The following is a 24,619-nucleotide window of genomic DNA, read 5'->3' on the forward strand; positions in this document are numbered from 1 at the left end:
AACTACCTATGGGCGAAAATGACCGAAATTGAGATTTACGAGCGTATCAGAGAAGTCTTGGTCGACGCGCCTCGCAATCAATACACCGCTGAGTTACACCTGCAAATTATTAAATATGCGGATGAATTAAAGAACATCACGTCTAAAGAGTTCTGTGAAGGGGTTGGGCTACGAAGCAGCTTCGGTACGGAGTTCAGCAAGATGCGCAACTTAACCCAACGCTTAAAAGCTGCAGGGCTCAATACAGCAAAGATCTAACAATTCATATCCAAACTAATTGTACTGGGATAGCACTCGGGCACTGAAAGGAAGAAAAATGGCTGTTATAAAAATTTTTTTTACAGCTCCCTCTGCAGCCATGGCGGTGGAAGTCGAGGTTGGACGGTTTCTATTAATTCAAAGGACGAAGTCTTATGAATATCCAAATTGATACTGTTCGTATCAGCGGATTTCGGGGTATATGTAATATTGAAGTGACCTTACCGAGAGTTACCGTGTTGCTAGGGCAAAATAATGCTGGAAAGACATCAATTATAAAAGCTCTACAGCTAGCATTGGGTGACTACTCACGGTACTTAGCTGACGAAGATTTTCATATAGGCGAAGATGAAAAACGGCAAGAGACTATTACAATAGATCTTCGGTTTATAGTTGTTGATCGTGATGCGAGAGTGAGAGAATTTTCAGAGAATTGGCAACAGGTATTTGGCGATAAAATTCAGTCAGAGCCTGATGGGAAGCAATTTGTAGCGATACGTACTATTGCAAAACCAGATCGAATAAAAGGCGGTTATATTGTTGACCGGTTTCATTTAGATGAGTGGCCAGAACTTAGTGGGTGGCAAGAGGTTCGAGTTAGCAGCAAGAACAGATTAGGCAAACGATTGGAGTCTGTACCTTTCATTTCGATTGATGCACAAAGAGACATCCATAATGAACTAAAGGAAAAATCTTCTTTTGTTGGTCGGGTTTTATCCAGTGTTGAGTATGATGAAAAAGACGTGGCTGAACTAGAGCGGCTGGTAGCCGAAGTTAATAAAGAGGCCATAGAAAAAAGCGAGCCGCTTAAACGATTGAAGACTCATCTGGATAACATGAATCAATCGTTTGAGGGCTCAGGACAAACAGAGCTTACGCCGTTTCCGAAGAAGATTCGTGACCTGTCAAAGCGGTTTAGTGTGAATTTTGGTGAAACTGATAAAAGCTCATTTTCTATGGAATACCACGGCATGGGAACACGCAGTTGGGCGTCCATGTTAACAGTAAAGGCCTTTACCGAACTGCTGGCCAAAAATCACGAAGAGGAAGCAGAGCCATTTTTCCCAATTATGGCCGCTGAGGAGCCAGAAGCACATCTACACCCTAACGCGCAAAGAACATTGTATAGACAACTCGTAGATGTGCCAGGACAAGTGATTATAAGTACTCACTCGCCTTATATTGCTGGCCTAGCCGAGTTGCACGAGATTAGATCTCTGAGCAAACGGAAAAATTCAGTTCAAGTATATCAATTGAGGGATAAGTTTGAAGATGATGATCTGAGGAGATTGAAAAGAGAGGTAGTACACTCCCGTGGTGAGCTCTTATTTTCCAAAGCAATAGTCCTTTCTGAAGGCGAAACCGAAGAGCAAGCCTTACCCGAGCTATTTGGAGCCTATGCAGGAAGACACCCCTTTTCACTAGGAATTAATTTTGTTGGTGTCAATGGTTCAGGGGCAAAGTATCGTCCATTTCTCATTTTGGCGAAAGACCTTAATATTCCAGTATTTATATTTAGTGATGGAGAGCCTAAGACGATTAAAGATCTCAAGAGAAATTACGAAAAAGTTTTCGGAGTTACTGACATCGAGAAAGCCAATAATATCACAATACTTGACGGGACTGATTTTGAGGGATACCTCTTAAGCCAGGGCCTTCATGATTTGATAGAAAAAACCATCAATGAAATCGACGGTGAGGATACCATAGAAAAGTGGATTGAGAAAAAAGATGGAGTGCTTTTAAAACGAATTAAAACTGATAAGCCAAGTTGTCAAACCTGTAGCCAGCCTATTTTTGAGGATGTGCTACGAGATTACAAGGGTGATGCTGGGCGAGTTCGCGCAATCCTTGAAATTCTTGATTCAAGCAAACCGCTTTATGCTAAGGCAATTACCGATAACCTGATTAAATTGTCAGCAGATAAGTTTCCTGAGAAAATCATTGAATTATTCAAAAAAATTGAATCTGGAGTCTGAAATGAATCTATCAAATGCTCAGCGTAAGATTATTGAAGCTCCTATAAACTCAGCTGTTCAGGTGCTTGCATCAGCTGGTTCAGGCAAAACACGTGTGTTAACAGAGCGTGTTCGTCATATTTTGGATAAAACTAAAAAAGAAGGCATCATCGCTCTTACCTTCACAAACAAAGCAGCGGAGGAAATGAGTGCACGTTTAGCTGATTTTGAGCAAGTAGAAGATAGGGTTTGGATCGCTACAATACATTCGGTCGCACAGCGTATTTTGGAAAAATATGGACACACCGTTGGTTTACCCACGGAGTTACACATATATGATAGAGATAAAGACCGAATGGAAGTCTTTATACAATCTTTACGCGAAGATGGAATTAATATAGATGAGTATCTAAATATCACTGATTCGAGAGAATTAAAAAGCAGAGAAAAAAACCTGCAATCCTTTATGGATATATTTTCGAAAATAAAGAGGGAGTTACTTACTGATCTTGAGGTGGCTGAGCTATATCCAAATAATAATATCTGGAAAATATATCAAGACTATCAGTCTGCATTGCTTAATAGTGGTGGTATCGACTATGATGATATTTTGGTATATGCACATAAAATTTTACTAACACATGATTGGATCGCAAAAATATACCGGTCTCAGTATAAACATATTTGCGTTGATGAAGCTCAAGACCTTAATAAAGCACAATATGAATTTATCAGGGTACTTTGCGGTGATGTTATAAAAAGCATTTTTATGGTAGGTGATCCTAATCAGATGATTTATGGATTTAACGGGTCCTCGAAAGACTATCTCTGCACCAACTTTGTAGATGACTTCACCCCACAATGCTTTGAACTTAAAGAAAATTATCGTAGCTCTAAAGCTGTTATACGTGCAGCAAACAAGTTGCGGCCAGGCTCACAAGCAGAAATTGATTATGCTCTAGAAGGTGGTGTATGGATTTCAGAATTTGATACGGAAGAGGATGAGGCTGCAGCGATTGTTACCACTGTTAAAAATCTTTTGGATTTGAGAGTTGACGGCGAAATTGAAGGTGAGATTTCACTGAAAAATATGGTAGTGATTGGCCGCAACCGTTTTGTTTTTAGTAAGCTTGAAAGTTCTCTTAAAGATAATTCAATACCTTACTCTTTGAGAAAAGGTGAAAGACAGCTTGAACCCTCGACTAGATTCGGCAAGATATTAGACTATGCTATTCGGGTGAAACTGAACCCTAAAGATTGGGTAGATGGGAAGAAGTTATGCCAGATACTAAATATCGCTGAGCCAGAAAATTGGACAGCTAGTGTATTGGAGGAAATGGCAGCTCAAATTTCATCATCAGTTGACGAGTACTCCGATGTATTCGCAAAACTTCTTTTTGCTGTCGATGGATTGGAGGTCGAAAGTCCCAAAATCCCTAAGCTTGTAAAGGATTTTAACGGACTTCTCACATCATTGGTTGAAAAGAACAGCGGTGTTTCTGACGATAAAATAGAAGATGTTAAGCTCAGCATTGAAGAACTTGATGAATTTAATCGCACTTGGACACGCTTCAAACGGAAAGGAATTGGAGATTCTCTGGTTGCATTTCGCAATGCGTTAGCTCTCGGACAGCTTTCGCACGATACCCCTGACGACGGCTTGACATTAAGTACCGTACACACAATGAAGGGTCTGGAAAAGGATATCGTGTTTTTAATTGGTATGTGTGAAGGGGTTTTCCCTGACTATAGAGCCAATACTGTAAAAGAACTTGATGAGGAAAGAAATAACGCATTTGTCGCAGTAACAAGAGCTAAGCGATGGCTTTATATAACTTATCCCAAACAACGAATGATGCCATGGGGCGACAAGAAATTTCAACGGAAATCTCGTTTTGTAATAGAAATAGAATCATGAGCAACATAGTTCTAAAAAAAGGTAACGTGTAACTACCTTAATCTATTTATTGTTGTGTGGGTTCATGATAGGGTTATATTAATAAATTAACTGTATATACTACCAGTGTATGCAGTTTAACTCATCACTTTAGAGGAATTTAAAGTTTTGATGATTGTATTGCTGCCCTGAAAATAAATTCAGGTTCCAATATAATTCACTTTCCAAATTTGGCGTGCGTAAATGTCACTTGCAAAAAATATACGTACACGGCAATTAAGACAGTGATAAAAAATCATTCTCTTTTGACTTATATCCTCTAGGCTAAAATTTAGATCGGTATATTATCAGAAGCCATAAATCAACACATATTAAATTAGTTCATTGAATGAAGGGTACATATATGAATGTATTATCAGAGTTAATCAGGAAACTGATGCTTGATGAAAAAAAAGAGATGAATAATCACGTAGTTAAGCACCCTACACTGATCGGAAATATGTATGAAGGGGCCACTAAAAAAATACTAGAAAAAATAGACCTATCACATCCTGATCTTAAGGTCGTATCAGGTATCATTCGATCAGGTGATAATCACTCTGGCCAGATCGATTGCATGATCGTTATAGGTGAAGGAGAGAGAATTCCAAATACGGATGAATTTTTTTACCCGATAGATAAGGTCGTGGCAGTTTTTGAAATAAAGAAAAATTTGTTTTCGCGTGAAATAGAAAACGTTTATCAGCATTTGAATGCAGTCTTTCAATTATCTAAATTAGACTATCAGGTTAAGCAAGACAAGGGAACTCTTAATTTCAACACTATTAGGCCAGCTCAGGAGTTTGTTAACCTTTTTGGCGTATGGCCATGTCATTATGAGGAAAATCATAAACTACCACTACATCAGCGTGTAGTTTATCAAAGCCTCGTTAGAGACTGGCTAACTCCATTACGAATTGCGATTGGTTATAATGGTTTCAAAAGTGAAGACGCACTTCGAGCAAGCGTCCATAAGATTTATGAAAATAAAGAGTTTCAACCGGGATATGGCATGCAAAATATGCCGAATTTGATGATAAGCGATGGATATTCATTAATTAAAATGAATGGGATGCCTTATAAGGGGTTCTGGAATGAAGAAGATGGGTGGTGCTGGCTGGGTTCAAGTAATGCAAACCCAATTTTACTTATCATGGAGTTATTATTTGACCGCATACAACTATTGTTAGGAATAAAACCTAACAGGGGAGACGATCAAAATGAGGAAATTCTCTATCCTCTAATTTTGAGTAAGCCAGTAGTTGAAAGTGAAAAAATGGGATGGTACACATTCATTGTACCGGGTCCTGTTCCTGAAAGACAGGTATCTAAAACACAATGGTCACCTATAAAGCTATCTTTTCTTGAAAAAGAACTTTTGCGTCTACTACATGCGCATGGCCCACAGGAGATAAAAGGAAAAATACTCTGTGAATATCAATCTAAATATGAATTAAATAATATTTTCGACGTTATTCACTCACTTTTAGATTCTCGGGTTGTTTTGGTCACCGATGAACAGTTGCATATATGTTCCGGAAAATGGTCTGTAGCTAAAGTATGCGATAGTTTTTATTGTGGTGATAATAGCGATGAAAGATTCGAGCATTGGGTCAGACTGAACACGGCCCCACCTTGGAAGATGGGGAAAATCTACATAGTCAGCCCTTCTCCTTATGGACCGCCTGACCTGCCCCCAGTATTTGATACAACCTTCAGTTAGTAATGTCGGTTGGTGACCCGCTCCCCATAAAGCGATTGATAAACTCTGATTTTAAGGGCTGACGATAACCTTTATGTCTGAACCTGAAATGCTTTTAATATATGAATAGCTTGTTCCTAAAACTGCCAGCTGTTCTTCGGATATTTTTTGGGCGGAAACAGCGGGCTGGACGATGATAAAATTAAAAGCCAGTTCATGGTCATGGCACTTATTGCGCAATATTTCAAGCTGTTGTGGCGACCCCTTAAGAATTCGATCGAAACCCGTCGGGAGAGATTTTTGGTAACGATCCAGCATGCGGTCAAAAAATTTCTCACCTGTATATAGCCATTTCACAGATCTGGATGCCTGGCCGCAGACTTCATAAACATCGCTCACACGAGCACCCGGAGTAGCGACACCATCGGTCAAAGGACAGTATTTACAGTGGAATAAACTGATGTGGATTATGTCTTTTTTAACGCGAATTGCAACAAGGTCAGCTATTTCGCCTGCACCATCGTCATTGAAAACAATACTGTATTCATCAGCAATCTTTTGGTACGTGAAGCCTTGTACGCTGTCTGTTCGCCTTTCTGCACGCATCGATTCCTGATGGATTTTAGTTGTTCCCCAGTCCCATGTTTCGAGAAAATCTTTGGGCAGCTTGACATTAACACTGTTAGGTGAGTAGTAACGGTAATTTCCGTTGACCATTGATCCGTCAACACACAGCAACACCGGGGCTTCACTATCCAGATACTCATCGAGAGGTACTTCCTGGGAGAAGATGATTTTGAGATCAGGGCAGTGGGTTTTGTAACCATCTGACAGTAAGTTAATATAAATTCTTGTAAGATGTTTCTCTGTTCCATTTTTATCGAAAGTGAGTACAGGAACGCTAAGGGTGAGGTCATTATCTTTATTTGGCTTACCTAAAACAATATCCAGAAGGTTGTATCTTTCTCCTTGGAAAGAAAGAAAAATTTTTTGCTCTGTTTCAATTGCGATTGACTCAGGCCAATCACAGTAAAATAAGCCATTAGGCCAAGCTTTATCGATTTTTTCCGCCCTCATCACGTTTTTCAAAACATCGCCAGGATCGATTGTCTTGTCATTGAGTTTTGTTGATATACGTTTACACCATTCAATCCAATCGTTGATGGGTGCTGAATTCATCTCCCATACTTTTCCTTTGTATGAGCAGCCTAAAGTTGTTCTTTCACCCAGTTCAAACCCAGTGGCAAAAACATTTGATTTTTTTGCATTGCCTTTTTCAATGTCACTTATCACTTGATTGATATCGTGCCCGACATGCATGGTAAATCTCAGGTCTTTTCGGGATCGAGATAATCCTACGTTTTGCAGTTTTATCAATTTTATATTATGAAGGGAGCGGAACGTTGGCTCTCCATTTATACGTACAGCATCATTAGCAATTAGTTTAAGGAACTGGGAGGATTGCGTCTCGTCACCAGAGGTGTGAATGAAAAGTGTGTTTTCAGTTTTATTGTAAAATGCAAGATACAAGACCCAGTTGGTATCAAAAATCTCCTCTGTATGGGCCCATCCAACTAAAGTGTCACGTTTAGTGACTAAGATGACTGTATCAGCATTATCATTTATGGAGATATATTTCAGTTTTTCTCTACGACCATTAAAGTCATGGGCTTTTTCTGGTTTCCAGTTCTTTGGTGATAAATGATATGCCATTGCACTCACTTTTGGATTTGGATTCAGTCCAAAAATAGAATCAGATTCTTTGTCTTCCGAGAACTGTTCATTAAATTCTTCTTTTTCAATCTCGGCGCGTACTTTCTCCTCACTCACATCGCGGATGACTTTTCCCCAGTCAGCACTCTCCTTGTAAAGGTCTGACATTTGATGATCAGTCCTTTGATTAGCAATGTTGGCAACAAATTTGGCATCGCCCAGTGAGTCATCCACTCTTGTTAAACGACCAATAAACTGTAGTGTGACCGCTGGGCTTATATGTTGGTCATGGATTGCAGCGATTTTAAGCTCGGGCAAATCAAACCCCTCACCAAGCATGTCTACGCAAACAATGATACGATATTTTTTCTGGATTATTTCTGCAAAAGTTCTAGCCCGATCTGGCACTTTGCTGTGTATTAATATGGAGCTAAATTCTGTAAAGGCGCTGTAAATCTTGTAAAGAGATTCGGCACGCGTTTGAGATTTTGCTCGTACTAGCATCAAATGATTTAAACCAGCGTTAATATCTTTCCTCAAAAGCTCAACAGCTTTATCAGCTATAGCTTGATCAGAAATATCTAAATTATATTCCCTCACTGGGTGAAACTCGATGTTTTTGAAATAACCATCATTTTGTGCATCTTTCAGAGGGTAGTTATATATAATCTTACCCTCTAAAGCCAAACGATCTTCTCTAAATGGCGTTGCTGTAAACTGGATGCATGGTTTTCCGATGAAAACCTTTTTAATGCTATCCCAACTGTCTGCTGCAACATGATGAGCTTCATCAACAAAAAGGTGGCTGCACATATCCCCTAGGGCTTTCATGGCTGCCCCGTTGAATAATCGTAATGCTTGAGGAGTAGCAACAATAACATTTGAACTGGAAAGCTTAAGAACGTCCTTCTCAGTCATTTCAGAGTTGATTGAACAAACGACCGGGTTTAGCGCATTTTCGGAAACTGCGCCTACGCTGCGCAATGTCTTAAAGTTTTCACATTTTCCAACTAACTGACTTCTGAGTGCATCTGATGGAACAAGAATTAGGGTTCTTTTCATTTTTCCAGAGATGAGTAGTGCAAGCATGGTATCTGTTTTACCTGTGCCCGTTGGCATCACCACCGTTGCTGGTGTAGAAGGGTCTATCACCAAATGCCCCAAGGTTGCATAAATGGCGGCTAACTGCGGTTTTCTTAGTCCTGGTGTGTTTGTATGGGGGACAGCGATATTGAAATTGAAGAGATGATTTTCCCAGCTTTTAAGTACATCCAGGTATTTATCAGCTTCTTTGTCCATACGGTTTTCCTCAAAAATGAAGCATGGAGATATTGGGGTATCTGGATCACGTCTTTTAAAGACGATTCGGGTTGAATATGACCTTAAGCCAAATAAGTTATCTTAATTGTTGCATAGTCTAACTGATATCAGTTTCTCAGGGTTTGAGCCTTAAAATCCAAATGAGCAGATTATTTAACATCAAAACACATTACCTAAAAAAATTTGCATAGTCTTGTAAGCATCGCTGCAAAAAGAACCATCAACTTTTAGAGTCTCTGGCACTCCAACTTCCGCAGTTGGCACAAAGCAGCCGCTCAAACAGGCATTACTCAGCCCATCAGCGGAGCGAAAATTTTTGTTGGCGATGGTCAAGTAATATGCAGTTACGCAGCTTGCGTAAAGTCCGGTTCAGTGACGAGCGGCGGAAAACGGGCTCAAGAGGCGAGATTAGAGTTATCAACTGTTGTACAAACGAAAAGTCTGTTTATCCTATTTACCATCCATGATAAAAATCAACGTGAAGATTTGATCAAGCAGCAGCGCTATGCCCTGCCGGAGACGCTGAACGTGATTAAGAAGGGGCTGAGACATGACTGAACGCTACATTTTCAGTGAACTGATGACGGGTATGTTGGAGCTTCAGGACCATCAGGATAGAAAACTCACGCTCAAGACCTGTAAGATAAGCACGCGCGAGCCCGACACTATTGCGCCGCAGGAGCTGCACGACCTGCGCGAAAAACTCAATCTTTCACAGGCAGTTTTTGCGTATTATCTCCATACGGGGGAGAGCACCTACAAAAGCTGGGAGCGGGGCCGTGCTAAACCTAATGCTCAGGCTGTTCTACTGATCCGTATGGTGCAGCAGAACCCGGAAATGCTGCAGACGCTCGCGCAGCTCTGAAGCGAATCCATCGGATACCCAAACCGTACTGGCCATTTAATACCGGTAGCGGCATAAACTCTCTTTATCCGCTGGCAATGCTGCGTGAATTCTGGCGACATTTATTACCCCTGATGCTTCCTCATATTTCACACAGCGCCGCCTGCTCGTAATCTGCCCATTTTCTCTTATAGGGCGGCTGCCGGTCCCCTGCCCGTGCGTGCTTACTCTTCGTTTTCAGATACCGAACGCCTGATGGTCACAAAAAGTTTCCCATTGTCCCTGAACTCGTAGCCTTTAATCATTGCGGCTTCCCGTAATGCATCAAGCAGCGGCACGCATATATCCCGGTCATTAAGCGTAAGGGTGGCTGCGGTGCTCTGAGTGAATATTTTTTGCAGCTCCCTTTCGTCCATTTTCCCCACCATCTCGGCCAGCCTTTTTTTATCACGGTAGTTTGTGGCGATGAGTGAAGTCATTAAACGCATCTTCATTTCCTGAGACGTGGTGGCAAAGAAAGCGGATATTTTTATATCCTGCGGCAGATTAATATCACCTTCGTCGCCATCTAAATAATACTCCTCATAGTGAAGATAAAGCGCCATTTTATTATCATTAGAAGATAAGGGAGAATGCATAAGCTGGCCCAGTAGGCTAGTAAATATCTCCTCGCTCTCTTCTTTATGCAGATATAAATCGGTTGCTGTCATAAAGACATCCTGATATCGGCAGAACCAGCCTGCGAGCGCCATCAAGAATTTGCGGTCAGTTTCAGATGCATTTTTAATTACGCGAGTGAAATTCTCTTCGGACAATGGTATTTTGTTCATTTCCAGCAGGTGAATAAGCCGATCTTTACCGATATCTTCATCGAGATAGGACGTATTGATTTCTACGTGAGTCATAATCTTTCTGTAATCTTCGTCGCTGAATTCCGCATTACAGATAACCTTCATATAAAGTAATTCGTAAATATCGCCCTGACTTACCTCTGGGCCGGAGAGTGACAACGTACCGGCGTGTCGCGTCATAAATGCAGTCAGAACCTGCATATTGCAGTCTTCACAGATGTACTGAATCAGTTCAGGCCATTCGGCCTGTATCCGGTCGTGGCGATAGAACAGGTCATGGAAAGACAGCGCCGGGGTCGCGTCCGTGAGGGTGGGTTCGGAAGGTACCGCCGAAAGGCTGTCTAGGCAGAATTTCATTTCCCTGACAATCCTAATCTTCATTTCATCGCTCAGCGCTTCAAGCGCGAGCACATCAATAACGGCCTGTCCATGCTCATGTGAGCTGAGGAACACCGCCCCCACGAATTTATCAGCATTCTCACTGAAGTACTCGAGCGCTGGAAGCGCGTGCATCTGCGCGGTCGTCCAAGGCAAAGCTCTGCACTCTTCAGGGGTAGTCTGCCCCTCAGTCAGCTGAGCAGCAAGTGTTATCCCCACGTTTTCTCCGGTAAGAAGATACAGTGACTTCTCACCGATAAAGCGCACGCAGTCCTGCTCGGCATCGGAAAGAGGGGTGCTCAGCTTTTCATATCGCACTTCGAGGCCTGCGATATGAGCCATAAATGGCTGAACCTCCTCAGGCTCAAGAAAGTCTGCAATACCGGTGCCAAGTGACTCCACGTAGTGCCGGTAATCATTGCGCTTTTCTGAGCGATCGGGCGCGATAAGGGAGATAACGGTCGCAGCGAGCCGGGAATAAGTCCCTCCATTATCCGCCTCGCTGAGGTGCGCAACCAGAACATCCAGGTAGTAGTTTTTATCCAGCGCTCGCACAAGCAGTGAGGCAAAACTGCCGGGCTCTGCAAAACGGGACTCCAGCGTAACCATCAGGCTGAGAACATGCTCCCCGGATTTAGTGAAGAGCGTGGCAAGCATTTCATCGAGGCGCCCGTCGCCAGTTTCAAGCATGTGAGCAATTATCTGATGATGAAGGCTCGCATCATGGTGCAGAAGATGCTGCGCGCCGATTTCAAGAATGACACCGCTGATATCATCTAATGCTATGTCCTCGTTGGAACGGGTGGCGGACAGGCCGAGGGCCACGTTTTTGATAAACTCATTGTCGTTTACGGACAGGCCACCGTCATGAAAAACGGAACGGGATCGCATGAAATCTTGGTCGAGATAGCCTCGTGACAGCAGCAGATAAAGCGCATCCGCGCCGCCGTAACGCATTTCATCCCTGACGGCTTTTTTGTGATCTGCACTGAGGAAGTCATGCGTATCAATATCATCCATATATTGTGAAGCAATGGCGTCAAACTTCTTCTTTTGCAGCAAGTTAACCAATTCTGCTAAGGAGATGGCATTCCGACGGCGTTTATCTTCGCGGGCCTGCTTCAGCTCGCCCTGAACCCTGATGAAATTCCTCTCTTTTTCTTCACCGACAAGTTCCTTCCGGCGCTGATAACTATCAGAAATTTTAGTTCGCTCAGCGTCAGTTAATTCCTGAGTAATATACCTGTTTTGGGATATGTAGCCTATTGAGATATCTGTACTGGAAAAAAAACTCTCGAATACAGACTCATCGCTAATGAGCTGGTTCGTATCAGCCTGCTGGGGTGCTGGTTGGTGATATCCGACAGTTTTTGTTTGTTTAAAGAAATGAACCATTCCCGTTAACTTCTCCGGCAGATATAAAGAAATTAAACTTCTTCTGACGTCCTCAGCAGTGCTGGATTTTTCACTACGGATCTCAGTCAGTTTTCGGCTTAGGGAATCAATGCGCTCATCAAGGCCGGTAAAATATTGCTCATGAAGAGATTGTGTACGGTACTGGTAAACAAATCGGTAAAGCAAGCTTATGTTTCTATCGATAAGGCTGTAATCATGCGCAAAAATGTTCTTATAGAACACCATGGCGTAAAGGCTGACTTGACGATTATTGTTATCAACCATCGCACTGAATATACGATATTCATTTACAATATTCTGTAGCGAGCGCATATCGCTTATATACGTAGCTGTTCCGCGCAGGCACTCTTCGCCTCCGGGGATCATCTCGCTCATTTTTTTGTTAAGCAACGAGAATGCGTTCCTGCTGTCCATAACCGGCACAATGGGCACAATGAAGTCAAAAAACTTGGTACGCGAGGTCGCACCAGAAAATATGTCGTCGCGTACAGCGTAGATAAAGCGCAGTGGCTTGTCATCTGACAGGTTATTATTGACGATCTTGTTTATTTCTCTCAGCTTGACAAATATTTCAGGGTTTTTAAGCCTGTCTAGGTCTTCGAAAATAACGATGCGGTATTCTTCAAGCTTTGAAAAAAAATAGACTATCTCATCTAAGCAATTATTGAGCAGCGATGATGCCTCTTTGCTGTCGAGTTCCATTTCACCACTGAGCAGTCCGACCTTGTTGAGCTTTATTTTTTTATCAAAAACTCCAACTTTTGAGGCGCACTCTACAATATAATAAAGCGTTGCAAGAGACAGGATAAACAGAGCAGCCATTTTACCATAAGGTAATGAGTTTATTATATTATATAAATGATCAGGCACCCCGGTAGACTGGTGCGCTTTCTCGTGGAATAAAAGAAATAAAATCCCGCATAAGGGAAGAAGGATTTTTAGCGATGACCAAAAAACTCGGCCTATATGAGCTTTATTTCTGTTCAGGATGCGATCTATCCTTGAATCAGGGAGCGCATCTCTGTTTTTTTTATAGAGTATCTGCTGCAGAATGCTCAGTTCAACTTCTTGAGACTTTGCGGGATTGCCATTCCCCGGCATATCAAACCCCGCAAGTGAGACGTTTATAAAATGCCCTTTTTCATACTCCTCAAGATAGGAATTTATGACGGTACTTTTCCCCGCTCCATACGAACCCGTAACGGCTATATTTCTGACGCTTTTTTGTGAAAGGGCAAATTTCAGCGCCCTGAAGTATTCATTAGAAGGAGTCAGGGGAATTTTTTTTGGTGTAAGCGCCGTAAAGCCGTAATCTGGCACAGTATCTTCATCAGGCTGCATTCTGGTCAGGCAGGCCTCTAATTTTCTACATGCATCCAATGCCCAGCGTAATAATTTCATTTTTTATCCTTGAATAAAATTCATGCAGGCAGCCGGGGCTTCAACCAGCTTACATGATGTGCAGTAGTAAGAATGTTTTTATGAGGTCGCACCATTATATGCCTGAAGCAATGCGGAAGTGAAAATGTTAATAAAGCTTATTATTCTCTGCATCCATGCTTTCAACATTGGTCACATTATGTGGCGTGTTGCCTGAATTTCCTGCAGGCCAGTATAGATCGGATGCCTGAGGAGTACTGATGTTTTCCTACACCTTAAGGAGACCATTTATGCATTCATACGAAGACCGGCTCCTTTACCCTAAAGGTTTCATTATTATTGTAGTATTTCCTTTCATCGTTTCACGTTTTCAGGCTTCTTTTACCCTAGCGGCCTGCAAGCCTTGCCACGATCCGAGAATAGTCCGCCTCTTTACCTATTAACCGCCGGATTAAGTCATCCAGCAACTGATCGGTGACCTGTTCCCCGTTAACTACATATGCTACTGGCACAAGTTTGGGAGGCTACAGTATTGAGGTTGTTCAAAAATTATTGATCACTGTATAAGGCCAGCGTTTTAGTCTGTGCAATGCCGACGCCCACGGTCAGATGGGTCTCTTTGCCTATTCGTTCTCTGACCTGGCGACCAAAGGTCTCCAGCGCCATACAGTTCTGCACGCCGGTGAGATCCATAAACGCTTCGTCGATCGAGTAGATCTCCACCGACGGCGCCATCTCTTCCAGTATGGTCATCACCCGATGGCTCATGTCGGCGTAGAGCGCATAATTTGAGCTGAAGACCTGCACCGCGTGACGCGTTAGTTCTTCACGCATCTTAAAATAGGGCGCGCCCATTTTGATGCCGGCTTTCTTTGCCTCGGCGCTGCGCGCAATCACGCAGCCGTCGTTGTTCGACAGCACTACTACCGGTTTACCTTTAAGATCAGGCCGGAAAACGGTTTCACACGACGCGTAAAAGCTGTTTACGTCGACCAGCGCGAACATGGTCAGTGGGTCGCTTTAATAACAAAGGTCACAACGCCAAACACCTCCAGCGCATCTTCGGTCTGGATAGCGATCGGTTTAAATTTGGTATTCATCGGCATCAGTTGCAGGCAGGGATGAAGCTGGAGACGTTTAACGGTGAATTCACCTTCGACCGCGGCGACAACAATATCGCCGTGTGAGGCGGTGAGTGAACTGTCGACCACCAGCATGTCACCATCATTGATGCCCGCCTCAATCATTGACTCGCCGCTGACCCGGACAAAATAGGTGGCGCTGGGGTGCTGGACCATCAGCGCATTGAGATCAATACGTTGTTCGACATAATCCTGCGCCGGGGATGGAAACCCGCACGGCACACGTTCGATATATAGCGGTAAAGGCATAACGGCACGAATGTCCGCAGGTTTAATGAATTCCATAATTTCGCTCCTTTTTCAGATTACTGTATATAAACACAGTAATAGCTAATCCCCCTTTTAATCAAGTGACATGGAACATCTTTAAGCGAAAGGGTTGATGGTAATGCACTTTTTTTTAAACGTTTTTTCGCATTGCCGTCAGAGTAAGCGGAAACGGGTTACTTTCGCCGCACCGCCGGAATAGCGTCGATTTCTTCTTACAGTAAAGAATCTTATAAATTCACCGGCTGATTATTTTTACTTAAGGAAAATCTGACAACGCTTCTCTGGCATTCGGAGAGGTTTGAATATTACGGGCGGGCTGGTTATTCTGCTTTTTTAAGCATGGAGGGGTTATGGCAGACGACAATCGAATCAAACATCTTGAAGAGGCAGTTGCGCAGTTAAGGGTTGAGACTACGGTATTAAAAGCGATACTCGGTCAGCAAATTGCGCTGAATAATCTCAATTACAAAGGGAAGTTCGACGATGTACTGGCGGCGCTGGCGAAAGAGTATGCCGAACGCGGTCTGGAAGAGGGCAATAATCAGGCTATCCATGATGCCCTGCGTCAGTATATTAAATATGAGCCACCCGCAATGGAATAAGCGGATTTTCCGGCAGCGTCCGATTGCCGGACTTTACCGGCTCCTGAACGCTGCCACCGCCCTGTCCTGCACCGCCTCCGCAGCAGCCTCAGACGATACCGGTTAGTATTTACACCTCGCTGTCACTCTCCAGCGCATCCTGAATCGCGTCGGCCAGATTAGCAACTTCATTCGCCACGGCCTGCAGATCCCAGGCGGTTTTTGAGCCGGTTGCAGAGGTGGAGGCGCTGACGGACTCCTTTGCCACTGACAGAGCAGCAGCCACGGCGACCGAACGTTTATGTTGTTCCTGAGTCATGCCCGCAGGCGGAATTGCGAAATAGTCGTGAACCATGATCATTTCCTTGTGATAAATAAGGGGTCAACCTTAGCCTTCTGCATCAGGCGTGGGAAGTGAATTATGCGGCATGGCCTGTCAGACGGCCAGGATTGCAGCAGCACAATCGCGCCAGCCGCTTTTCCTGCCCTGAAACCTGTACAACTTTGGCTGAAATCTGCGGAAAAAAGCGGTTTTAACGCGTTGATGTGTCGTCAGCACAATCCCCAGCCTGCTGGTCTGAAAATCGCACCCCTCTGAAAACCTCAACAACTCACTGTATTTATTCAATTAACCATCGAAAACCTCTTTTTTCACTTTAAACATGCTTTTTATATACACCACCGACCAGTTAAATTTTGTCAAATTTCATTGTACAACTTTGCGATTCTTGTATAACTTTGTCTCGTGATGTTAAATCACTTGTAACGAAAGGTGCTTTGCACCGCATCTGAAGGTGTTGTGGATTTCCACCTTCAGATGCATTTTTTTTTTGCGTCAGCCGGTGACCGGATCTGAATCGACGCGTTCTTCCCCCCATTTCTTATGAGGCCTGACATGCAAACAACGATGAATACAGAGTCTCAGATTTCTGATTACTTCATGAACTCTGGCACAGCGCTGACCACTGAAAAACAGGTTATCGCCGCAGTCCATGCCGAACTCGCCCATGCGAAAACCCATGTCTCCGATAAAGACATTGTGCTGGGCCTGATTCACCGCCTGGAGAGTGAGCGTGACGTGGTTAAGCAGGATATTTACCGTCAGGCGCTTGAACATGTTCTGCAGCGCGCTTCGGCGACCAGCGACAGCTAAAAATCTGTGTCTGTTATGAGGGAACGCGAATTAGCATGGATGCTTTTCCCGTCCGGAATCAGCCCCTGTTATGGGGCTTTTTTTATTTCTCCTGCTCTGAATCACTTGTCCCCTTCACACCGCTAAGATTGTCTGCCCCACCGGACCAGATATAGCTCCGGAAAACACCGTTTTCGCCATTTATTCAACCTGAAATTCCGGTTATTTGCTGTCGTTTCGCTTTATTTATCCGATATCTGTGTCCAGGCTTTTTCTGCATCCACTGCAAACACAGACGAGGAAAATAATCATGTTTCATCATTCATCAAAACTTCAATTCCCGGTTCGTGTAGAGAAACCCGATCCAGAATTTGCCATGCTGCTCCAGCAGGCCATCGGCGGCGTCGAAGGTGAGATTCGTGTAGCGATGCAATACTTTTTCCAGGCGATGGGCGCGCGCGGTGATGTGCGGATTCGTGATCTGCTGATCTCGACCGCTACCGAAGAGCTGAGCCATATCGAAATGCTGGGCTACGCCGTGGCGCTTAACCTTGAAGGCGCCCCGCTCTCTTAGCAGGAAGCGTCAGCGAAAGATCCGGTAGTTAATGCAATTCTGGGTGGAATGAACCCGCGCCATATCCTCTCTTCCGGTCTGGCAGCGATGCCGGTTAACGCCAACGGCATGCCTTTTGATATGAGTCATATCTATGCGTCCGGCAACGTGGCGGCCGATATGCTGGCTAACGTCACCGCAGAAGCCACGGGCCGCGTACTGGCTACCCGCCTCTATAACATGACGGAAGACAAGGGCATGAAGGACTTCCTCTCCTTCCTGATCGCCCGTGACACTATGCACCAGCAGCAGTGGCTGGCGGTGATCGAAGAGATGGGCGGACTGAACGCGTCGCTGCCGATCCCGAACAGCTTCCCGCAGGAGCATGAGGCGCAGGAGCACTCTTACTACTGTCTGAATACCTCGCTGGATAAACCGCTGCCGGAAGGTCGCTGGAGCAGTGGCCCGGCTTACGATGGCCATGGTCAGTTCAGCGCGAAACAGCAGCCAGAGATTCTGGGTGATGAGCCGCTGCTCGGCAATGCGCGTCCCGGTTCTGGTGCGCAGTCAGAGCAGATTGACGGCATTACGTCACCGAAGCCTTAACTGACACAGGCGTGCCGGTCCGGGCCACACCGCGCGGTGTGACCCGGACCGGTTGTTTTACGCTAACGGATTTTTATGGAGGAATATTCATGTCATCGACTCAACGCCCGCAACCCCCTTTTGCCGAACAGCAACAAACGCCACCGGGTAAAACCGCGGCGATGCAGCCTCAGCCCGATCACGGCGAGCAGAGTTATCAGGGCTCCGGCCGCCTCACGGGGAAAAAAGCCATTATTACCGGTGGCGATTCCGGCATTGGCCGGGCTGTCGCCATTGCCTTTGCCCGGGAAGGGGCCGATGTCCTGATCTCCTATCTTGATGAACATGAGGATGCGCAGGATACCGCCCGGCTGGTTGAAGAAGCGGGACAGAAAGCGGTTCTGGTGCCTGGCGATATTACTGAGGCGTCACACTGCAACGCCCTGGTCGATAAAGCCGTCGAAGCCTTTGGTGAGATTAATATTCTGGTGAACAACGCGGCGTATCAGATGACGCGCGAATCGCTGGATGAGATCAGCGACGAAGAGTTTGACCGGACCATGAAGACCAACCTTTACGCGATGTTTTACATCACTAAAGCGGCAACACGGCATATGCCTGCTGGTGGATCGATCATTAATACGGCCTCGATCAATGCTGACCAGCCGAAACCGAAGCTGCTCGCCTACTCCGCCACCAAAGCCGCCATCGTTAATTTCTCTGGCGGCCTGGCAGCCTTACTGGCTGAAAAAGGTATCCGTGCCAATGCGGTCGCGCCTGGCCCCATCTGGACGCCACTGATCCCGTCGACCATGCCGGTTGAACAGGTGAAGAACTTTGGCAGCGAAGTGCCGCTGCAGCGTGCCGGTCAGCCTGCTGAACTGGCGCCAACCTATGTGATGCTGGCCAGTGACGAAGCCAGCTACATTTCAGGAGCGACCATCGCCGTGACGGGCGGTGTGGCCATTATTTAACGTTCGCCGATTCCCTGGTCTCTTCGGCCAGGGGATTAGCTATTAGCTTCTGTGTTATCCCCCACTGGTAGAGTTGTTCCCGCGCCAGATTCTTCATTTTCACTTCGCACATGATATCGAAATCCTGAAACGACAGTGCCCATGCATTCAGCGTCGGGTTAAAGAAGTAGTCAGAGTGCGCCCGCAGCTTGCTTTTGCTCACGCCCAGCTGCTGCTGATCGGGCCAGCCCTCCTGCGGAATCATCCCCTCCTGCGAAATCGAATAGTGCAGCACCGGCCGCACGCCGCGCCACGAATCGATCACTCTGGCAACACGCGCGTCATCCGGCTGAATAAACTCACTCTCTTTTACCCAGTGATGGTGAATATCCAGCACCACCGGACAGAGCGGTGCTGCCTGCAGCACGTCATCCAGCGAGCAGGAGATCTCATCATTCTCCACCGTCAGCATCCGCCGCGCTTCCGGGCTGAGCTGATTAAACGACCGTTTGAAGCCGTCGAATCCCGCCTTGCCGTTCATATGAATGTTGATTTTAAAATCCTGGAAGGTCTTGCCATATCCCATCAGACAGGCGCAGAGCGTGTGATACTCCACATCCTCCAGCGCGCGCACCACCACATCGGGATTATCGGAGGCGAGCACGGTATATTGTCCTGGATGGAATGAGAGACGGATGTGATGCGCCCGCGCCAGCTCGCCACAGCGGGCAAAGAGCGGATAGAGTTCGGGCAGAAATTCGGTGAACAGTGGCGTGGCCTCGGGAACCGTATAGAGCGGTAACAGATCGCTGCCAATACGCATCATCCTGAGTGGCTCAGGTAAGGTGGCCAGATGCTCAAGCGTCAGGTAGAGATTGTTGAGGTTAGTGACGGTAATCTCATAGATCAGCTGATGACGTTCATCGTGCGATAAACTCAGAAACCGTTTACGGGTGGTGGCGCGAAGCGGGAAAAACTGTTTGCCATCGCTGTTGAGATACTTACATGCAAAGCCTAATTTCATGTCTGCTCCTGATTTATGCTTATCAGAAGTGTAACAGGCCCCTGGCGACCAGCCAGTCGCGGGCCGCAGACTCAGGCTGAATAATTACAGGGAGACTCACTATGCAGGGCCATGAGATCCAGCGCATCGCCATTGAAGCGGCTGAGCGGCTGCCCGCCGCTGAATGCAGCTATCCATTCGGGCCGGAACATCAGGTCTATAAAGTGTGTGGAAAAGTGTTTTTACTGCTGACCGAACTACGGGGTGTGCCGATTATCACCCTGAAATGCGAACCGCAGCAGGCGGAGCTGCACCGGGTGATTTATCCCTCGATCACCGCCGGTTATCATATGAATAAACGTCACTGGATCACGGCCTATCCCGGTGACGACCTCTCGCCTGGCTTGATTCAGCAGCTGGTAGAGGATTCCTATCAGCGTGTGGTTAAGGGTATACCCGCCTCGCGCCGCCCGGCCTGGGTGGGATAAAACCCGTGGAGGGGGTGCGTGTGCACCGGAAAGAAAGTTTGCTTGATAGCAGGCAAGATAAATAGCAGGGCCAGCATTGTTCTGGCACCTGCCATCATCTCTCAATCAAAGAGAGATCTGGGGATTTTCAACGCCACAGGCACGGGCATAGCGGGCGAGTGTTTCAACTGTGGCTTTATCTGCGCGACGCTCGGTGCGTGACACTGCCGACGGGCTGACACCGAGCGCCTCCGCGACCTGAGCGCTGGTCATTCCGGCGCTTTCCCGCCATTTGGCTAACTGCTCGCGCAGGTGCTCTGCCCGAACTTCTGCCTCGTAATGTTCGCGAACAGCCGGATCAGATAAAATTTCTTTGCGGGCCGTCGTCCACGCAACTGATTTCTTACTCATCGTTTAACATCTCCTCTAAACGGTGCGCCGCTGCCGTCATGACTGCTGCTGGCGTTTTCTTTGTCTCTTTCACAAAAGCTTTCAGGATAAAAATACGTCTGCCTTTCTGGTAAACATACACCGCTCGCCCAATCTCATTGGCCTTCGCCCTGAGCTCAAAAAAACCCGACCCTAACGGTTTGGTATCCGGCTCTCTCAAATCAGTTCCACGGGCAGCCAGTTTATCTATTTGCCGGGCCAGCTTAGCCCGGAGCATCTCTGGCATTGCCTTAATTTCAGTGAGCGCGTCCTTGTGTATCGTTATCTCAAACATAGATCCTCCGTTGGAGTTAAGTTAACTCATGAGTTAACTTAACTCAAGGATCTATATTTCCTCAAACGGGGGAAATGAATCCAGTCGCTATCCTTGCGAAACAGCTCTGATCCGCGGAGCATCTGACACCGGCCCGGCACTCAGTGGTGCAGCATCTCCTCCACGACCTGTGAGTTCATCATCTGGTAAGGATAATAGGTCGGCCAGTTATCCATCTCCGCCAGCAGGGCTTGCTGAGAATCGTTGCCCATAAAGATATGGAAATGGGCAGATTTACGCGGCCCGATGGTGTGGTCGCTGAACTGCACATATTTCGGCGCTTTGCTGCCCGCGTCCTGGCATTCAAACAGGTAGCGCACCCCTTTTTTACCTGAGGCATAGGTCAGGATTTTGTGGCCCGCATACCGGTAGTGGCAGGCGCTGACCTGGTCGCCGATGTGGAACTCCATCACGCCATTTTCAATACCGATGGTATCGACGTCGGTGGCATAGCCTTTGCGGTAATACGCTTTATACTCCTCTGCCGTTTTGCTGTGATCCTGCTGCGCTTTCTTCTGCCAGACCGGGTCCAGCTCCCCGCTTTGCAGCAGCGGATAAACCGACTGCCACAGGCCATCCCAGTCAGCGAGCGGACGATCTTTCACATCGCTGTCAGCAAAAACCCCTTCTGCCGCTTTCTGCTCCAGGGCTGACAACGGTTTTCCATGTGCATGCGTGCCATGTGCCAGCGACGGCTGGCTGACTAACAGTGCGCCCAGTAGCCCAATCCATTTACCTGCATGATTCATCAAAGTCTGATACCCCGGTCAACGTTACAAAATGAAATGTTATGATATAACATTTCTAACTTCAACCAAAAGCAGCAAACGCCAGCATTAATTTTATTAATCGGTTAATGCCCTGCATCAGGCAATGAGCGCCTCCTGCGGCGGCAGATTCTGCATCCTCTGAAAGCACACTTTCCGTATAGCAGGCGCGGGCTGACACGCCGTTAAGCCAGACGGCACAAGGCATGAATAAGCGAAGCGATAATCCGGATTGAGAGATAAGTGCGCATTTCTGGCGGACAAAAAAGGCACAGTCGTCACAGTTAAATGCCCGATTTAACCTCAGTATTGTTCAGGTTGTTCTATATTTAGTGTCGTCGAAAGTAAAATAACAGCTGGAGCATGAATTAATGTCGAAAGAAACAGAGAAGAAACCCCTGAGCGAGCGCGCCCCGACCACCGGTCCGGAATCCTCAGAGCCGGGTCTGGGTTCACTGGCACCAAAAGATGGTTCGCATCAGCCCCCAGCCGAACCGACTCCGCCAGGCAAGCAGCCCACCGCCCCAGGCAGCCTGAAAGCGCCTCAGACGCACAACGCCAAACTTGACCAGCTTGAAGCCAGCCGCAAAAACGGCACCGACCGCGCCCTCACCACCAACCAGGGCACACGCATCGCCAACGATCAAAACTCACTGCGTGCCGGTTCGCGCGGTCCGACGCTGCTGGAAGACTTTATTATGCGTGAGAAAATCACGCACTTTGACCATGAGCGTATCCCGGAACGTATTGTTCATGCCCGTGGCTCAGCCGCACATGGCTATTTTCAGCCTTACCGCTCCCTGAAAGATCTGACCAAAGCGCAGTTCCTCAGCGATCCCGAGCAGACCACGCCGGTTTTCGTGCGTTTCTCCACGGTTCAGGGCGGTGCAGGATCGGCTGATACCGTGCGTGACATTCGCGGTTTCGCCGCCAAGTTCTACACCGAAGAGGGTGTCTTTGACCTGGTGGGCAACAACACACCGGTGTTCTTTATTCAGGATGCGCATAAATTCCCTGACTTTGTGCATGCCGTTAAGCCGGAACCGCATAACGAAATCCCGCAGGGCCAGAGCGCCCATGACACCTTCTGGGATTACGTCTCTCTGCAGCCGGAAACCATGCACAACGTTATCTGGGCGATGTCTGACCGGGGTATTCCGCGCAGCTATCGCACTATGGAAGGCTTTGGTATTCACACCTTCCGCCTGATTAACGCTGAAGGTAAAGCGACCTTTGTCCGTTTCCACTGGAAGCCGGTGGCCGGTAAAGCGTCGCTGCTGTGGGACGAGTCGCAGAAACTGACCGGTCGCGATCCCGATTTCCATCGCCGCGATCTGTGGGAAGCCATTGAAGCGGGCGATTTCCCGGAATATGAACTGGGCCTGCAGCTGATCCCGGAAGAGGATGAGTTCAAATTTGATTTCGATATTCTGGATGCCACAAAGCTGATCCCGGAAGCGCTGGTGCCGGTTGAGATTGTCGGCAAGATGGTACTTAACCGTAACCCGGACAACTTCTTTGCTGAAACCGAGCAGGTGGCGTTCCACCCGGGCCATATCGTGCCGGGCCTCGATTTCTCCAACGATCCGCTGTTACAGGGTCGTCTGTTCTCCTATACCGATACGCAAATCAGTCGTCTGGGCGGACCGAACTTCCATGAGATCCCGATCAACCGTCCTACCTGCCCGTACCATAACTTCCAGCGTCAGGGCATGCATCGTCAGGATATCGACACCAATCCGGCGAACTACGAGCCGAACTCGATCAACGATAACTGGCCGCGTGAAACCCCACCTGCTGCAGAAGGCGGCGGCTTCGAGAGCTATCAGGAGCGGATTGAGGGCCATAAAGTGCGCGAGCGCAGCCCCTCATTTGGTGAGTACTATGCGCAGCCGCGCCTGTTCTGGCTGAGCCAGACTGAAGTCGAGCAGCAGCACATCATTGGTGCCTACTCGTTTGAACTGAGTAAAGTGGCGCGTGCTTATATCCGTGAGCGTGTGGTGGATCATCTGGCACGCATCGATACTAAACTGGCGCAGGGCGTGGCGGATAACCTGGGACTCGCTCTGACGGATGAGCAGCTCAACATTCAGCCGCCTGCGCCGGTGAATGGCCTGACCAAAGATGACAGCCTGAGCCTCTACGCCATTCCGGATGGCGAGATCAAAGGTCGCCAGGTCGCACTGCTGCTGAGCGATGGTGTGAAGGCGGCTGATGTGCTGGCGATTTTGCAGGCGCTGAAAGCAGTGGGTGTTCACGCCAAACTGCTGGCTCCGCATATGGGCCAGGTGCGCGCCGATGATGGTTCAGTGCTGCCGGTCGATGCGACGTTCGCCGGTCTGCCCTCTCTGACCTTTGATGCGGTGATGGTGCCGGATGGCAATATTGATGCCCTGCTGCTGAGCGGCGATGCCCGTTACTTCCTGCTGGAAGCCTACAAGCACCTCAAGGTGATTGGTCTGGTAGGGGAAGCGCGACGCTTTAAAGCGCAGTTCGGTCTGGAAGATGCGGATCAGGAAGAAGGTATTGTGCAGGGCGACTCGGCGGAGAGCGCGCTGATGTCTGAGTTCACTCAGGCGATGAAAGCGCACCGCGTCTGGTCACGCAGCCAGAAGGCACAGTCCGTCCCGGCCTGATGTCAGCGGCA

Annotated in this window: 18 protein-coding genes and 2 pseudogenes; 11 read left to right on the forward strand and 9 right to left on the reverse strand. The window is 47.0% G+C overall.

The genetic code is table 11. The features are described 5' to 3' along the window. Nucleotides 1-18: 18 nt before the first annotated feature. The 4 genes from HFD95_RS01820 to HFD95_RS01835 all read left to right on the forward strand — a co-directional run bounded on the left by HFD95_RS01820 (nucleotide 19) and on the right by HFD95_RS01835 (nucleotide 5,875). Complete coding sequence (locus HFD95_RS01820) at nucleotides 19-258, forward strand: transcription factor (protein WP_167429759.1); 240 nt, start codon at nucleotides 19-21, stop codon at nucleotides 256-258. Nucleotides 259-413: 155 nt separating this feature from the next. Continuing rightward, complete coding sequence (locus HFD95_RS01825; protein WP_167429760.1) at nucleotides 414-2,237, forward strand: ATP-dependent endonuclease; 1,824 nt, start codon at nucleotides 414-416, stop codon at nucleotides 2,235-2,237. Between the two features lies 1 nt (nucleotide 2,238). Continuing rightward, entirely contained in the window at nucleotides 2,239-4,134 is a 1,896-nt protein-coding gene (locus HFD95_RS01830) for an ATP-dependent helicase (protein WP_167429761.1), read from the forward strand. Nucleotides 4,135-4,549: 415 nt separating this feature from the next. After that, entirely contained in the window at nucleotides 4,550-5,875 is a 1,326-nt protein-coding gene (locus tag HFD95_RS01835) for a DUF6602 domain-containing protein (RefSeq protein ID WP_243208615.1), read from the forward strand. 51 nt (nucleotides 5,876-5,926) lie between these two features. Here the strand turns inward: HFD95_RS01835 and HFD95_RS01840 are convergent, their stop codons facing one another. After that, nucleotides 5,927-8,866, reverse strand: a complete 2,940-nt coding sequence (locus tag HFD95_RS01840; RefSeq protein ID WP_167429763.1) for a DEAD/DEAH box helicase — start codon at nucleotides 8,864-8,866, stop codon at nucleotides 5,927-5,929. 571 nt (nucleotides 8,867-9,437) lie between these two features. On the opposite strand from HFD95_RS01840, the gene HFD95_RS01845 reads away from it, so the two are divergent. Beyond that, a complete protein-coding gene (locus tag HFD95_RS01845) occupies nucleotides 9,438-9,752 on the forward strand; it encodes a DNA-binding transcriptional regulator (RefSeq protein WP_167429764.1) in 315 nt (104 codons plus the stop codon). A 203-nt stretch (nucleotides 9,753-9,955) separates the two neighbouring features. Here HFD95_RS01845 and HFD95_RS21960 read toward each other — a convergent pair whose 3' ends face one another. The 3 genes and pseudogenes from HFD95_RS21960 to umuD all read right to left on the reverse strand — a co-directional run bounded on the left by HFD95_RS21960 (nucleotide 9,956) and on the right by umuD (nucleotide 15,183). Continuing rightward, the gene (locus HFD95_RS21960) at nucleotides 9,956-13,777 is read right to left on the reverse strand and encodes a P-loop NTPase fold protein (RefSeq protein ID WP_181955246.1); all 3,822 of its coding nucleotides are present in this window, start codon (nucleotides 13,775-13,777) and stop codon (nucleotides 9,956-9,958) included. Nucleotides 13,778-14,323: 546 nt separating this feature from the next. Further along, a pseudogene (locus HFD95_RS01855) lies at nucleotides 14,324-14,761 on the reverse strand (DNA polymerase V subunit UmuC); the annotation flags it as partial. Nucleotides 14,762-14,763: 2 nt separating this feature from the next. Next, complete coding sequence (gene umuD, locus HFD95_RS01860; protein WP_010245460.1) at nucleotides 14,764-15,183, reverse strand: translesion error-prone DNA polymerase V autoproteolytic subunit; 420 nt, start codon at nucleotides 15,181-15,183, stop codon at nucleotides 14,764-14,766. 335 nt (nucleotides 15,184-15,518) lie between these two features. Here umuD and HFD95_RS01865 point away from each other — a divergent pair, with 335 nt between their 5' ends. Beyond that, a complete protein-coding gene (locus tag HFD95_RS01865; protein WP_167429765.1) occupies nucleotides 15,519-15,770 on the forward strand; it encodes a hypothetical protein in 252 nt (83 codons plus the stop codon). Between the two features lie 109 nt (nucleotides 15,771-15,879). On the opposite strand, the gene HFD95_RS01870 is transcribed toward HFD95_RS01865, so the two are convergent. After that, nucleotides 15,880-16,104, reverse strand: coding sequence for a hypothetical protein (locus tag HFD95_RS01870; protein WP_010245468.1), 225 nt, complete (start codon nucleotides 16,102-16,104; stop codon nucleotides 15,880-15,882). Nucleotides 16,105-16,644: 540 nt separating this feature from the next. On the opposite strand from HFD95_RS01870, the gene HFD95_RS01875 reads away from it, so the two are divergent. The 3 genes and pseudogenes from HFD95_RS01875 to HFD95_RS01885 all read left to right on the forward strand — a co-directional run bounded on the left by HFD95_RS01875 (nucleotide 16,645) and on the right by HFD95_RS01885 (nucleotide 18,993). Then, nucleotides 16,645-16,902 (forward strand): biofilm development regulator YmgB/AriR family protein, encoded by a 258-nt coding sequence (locus tag HFD95_RS01875; RefSeq protein ID WP_022625723.1) that lies wholly within the window; start codon nucleotides 16,645-16,647, stop codon nucleotides 16,900-16,902. Between the two features lie 289 nt (nucleotides 16,903-17,191). After that, nucleotides 17,192-18,040, forward strand: a pseudogene (locus tag HFD95_RS01880) (manganese catalase family protein). Nucleotides 18,041-18,129: 89 nt separating this feature from the next. Next, nucleotides 18,130-18,993 (forward strand): SDR family oxidoreductase, encoded by an 864-nt coding sequence (locus HFD95_RS01885; RefSeq protein ID WP_033786215.1) that lies wholly within the window; start codon nucleotides 18,130-18,132, stop codon nucleotides 18,991-18,993. Here the strand turns inward: HFD95_RS01885 and HFD95_RS01890 are convergent. Further along, the gene (locus HFD95_RS01890; protein WP_061703998.1) at nucleotides 18,986-19,996 is read right to left on the reverse strand and encodes a UV damage endonuclease UvsE; all 1,011 of its coding nucleotides are present in this window, start codon (nucleotides 19,994-19,996) and stop codon (nucleotides 18,986-18,988) included. The two genes, HFD95_RS01885 and HFD95_RS01890, sit on opposite strands and share 8 nt — an antisense overlap. 101 nt (nucleotides 19,997-20,097) lie before the next feature. Here HFD95_RS01890 and HFD95_RS01895 point away from each other — a divergent pair, with 101 nt between their 5' ends. Continuing rightward, a complete protein-coding gene (locus tag HFD95_RS01895; RefSeq protein ID WP_010245482.1) occupies nucleotides 20,098-20,463 on the forward strand; it encodes an MmcQ/YjbR family DNA-binding protein in 366 nt (121 codons plus the stop codon). A 105-nt stretch (nucleotides 20,464-20,568) separates the two neighbouring features. On the opposite strand, the gene HFD95_RS01900 is transcribed toward HFD95_RS01895, so the two are convergent. From HFD95_RS01900 to zinT, 3 genes are all read right to left on the reverse strand, one after another. Continuing rightward, nucleotides 20,569-20,853 (reverse strand): helix-turn-helix transcriptional regulator, encoded by a 285-nt coding sequence (locus HFD95_RS01900; RefSeq protein WP_010245485.1) that lies wholly within the window; start codon nucleotides 20,851-20,853, stop codon nucleotides 20,569-20,571. Beyond that, entirely contained in the window at nucleotides 20,846-21,166 is a 321-nt protein-coding gene (locus HFD95_RS01905; protein WP_010245489.1) for a type II toxin-antitoxin system RelE/ParE family toxin, read from the reverse strand. Before HFD95_RS01905 ends, HFD95_RS01900 begins: the two co-directional genes overlap by 8 nt. A gap of 140 nt (nucleotides 21,167-21,306) precedes the next feature. Next, nucleotides 21,307-21,954, reverse strand: a complete 648-nt coding sequence (gene zinT / locus HFD95_RS01910) for a metal-binding protein ZinT (RefSeq protein WP_010245496.1) — start codon at nucleotides 21,952-21,954, stop codon at nucleotides 21,307-21,309. Between the two features lie 389 nt (nucleotides 21,955-22,343). On the opposite strand from zinT, the gene katE reads away from it, so the two are divergent. Continuing rightward, a complete protein-coding gene (katE, locus tag HFD95_RS01915) occupies nucleotides 22,344-24,608 on the forward strand; it encodes a catalase HPII (RefSeq protein WP_010245500.1) in 2,265 nt (754 codons plus the stop codon). Nucleotides 24,609-24,619: the final 11 nt, after the last annotated feature.

Origin of the sequence: Pantoea sp. EKM10T, from assembly GCF_011800685.1 — a bacterium.
In the GTDB taxonomy this organism is placed as follows: Bacteria; Pseudomonadota; Gammaproteobacteria; order Enterobacterales; family Enterobacteriaceae; genus Pantoea; species Pantoea agglomerans.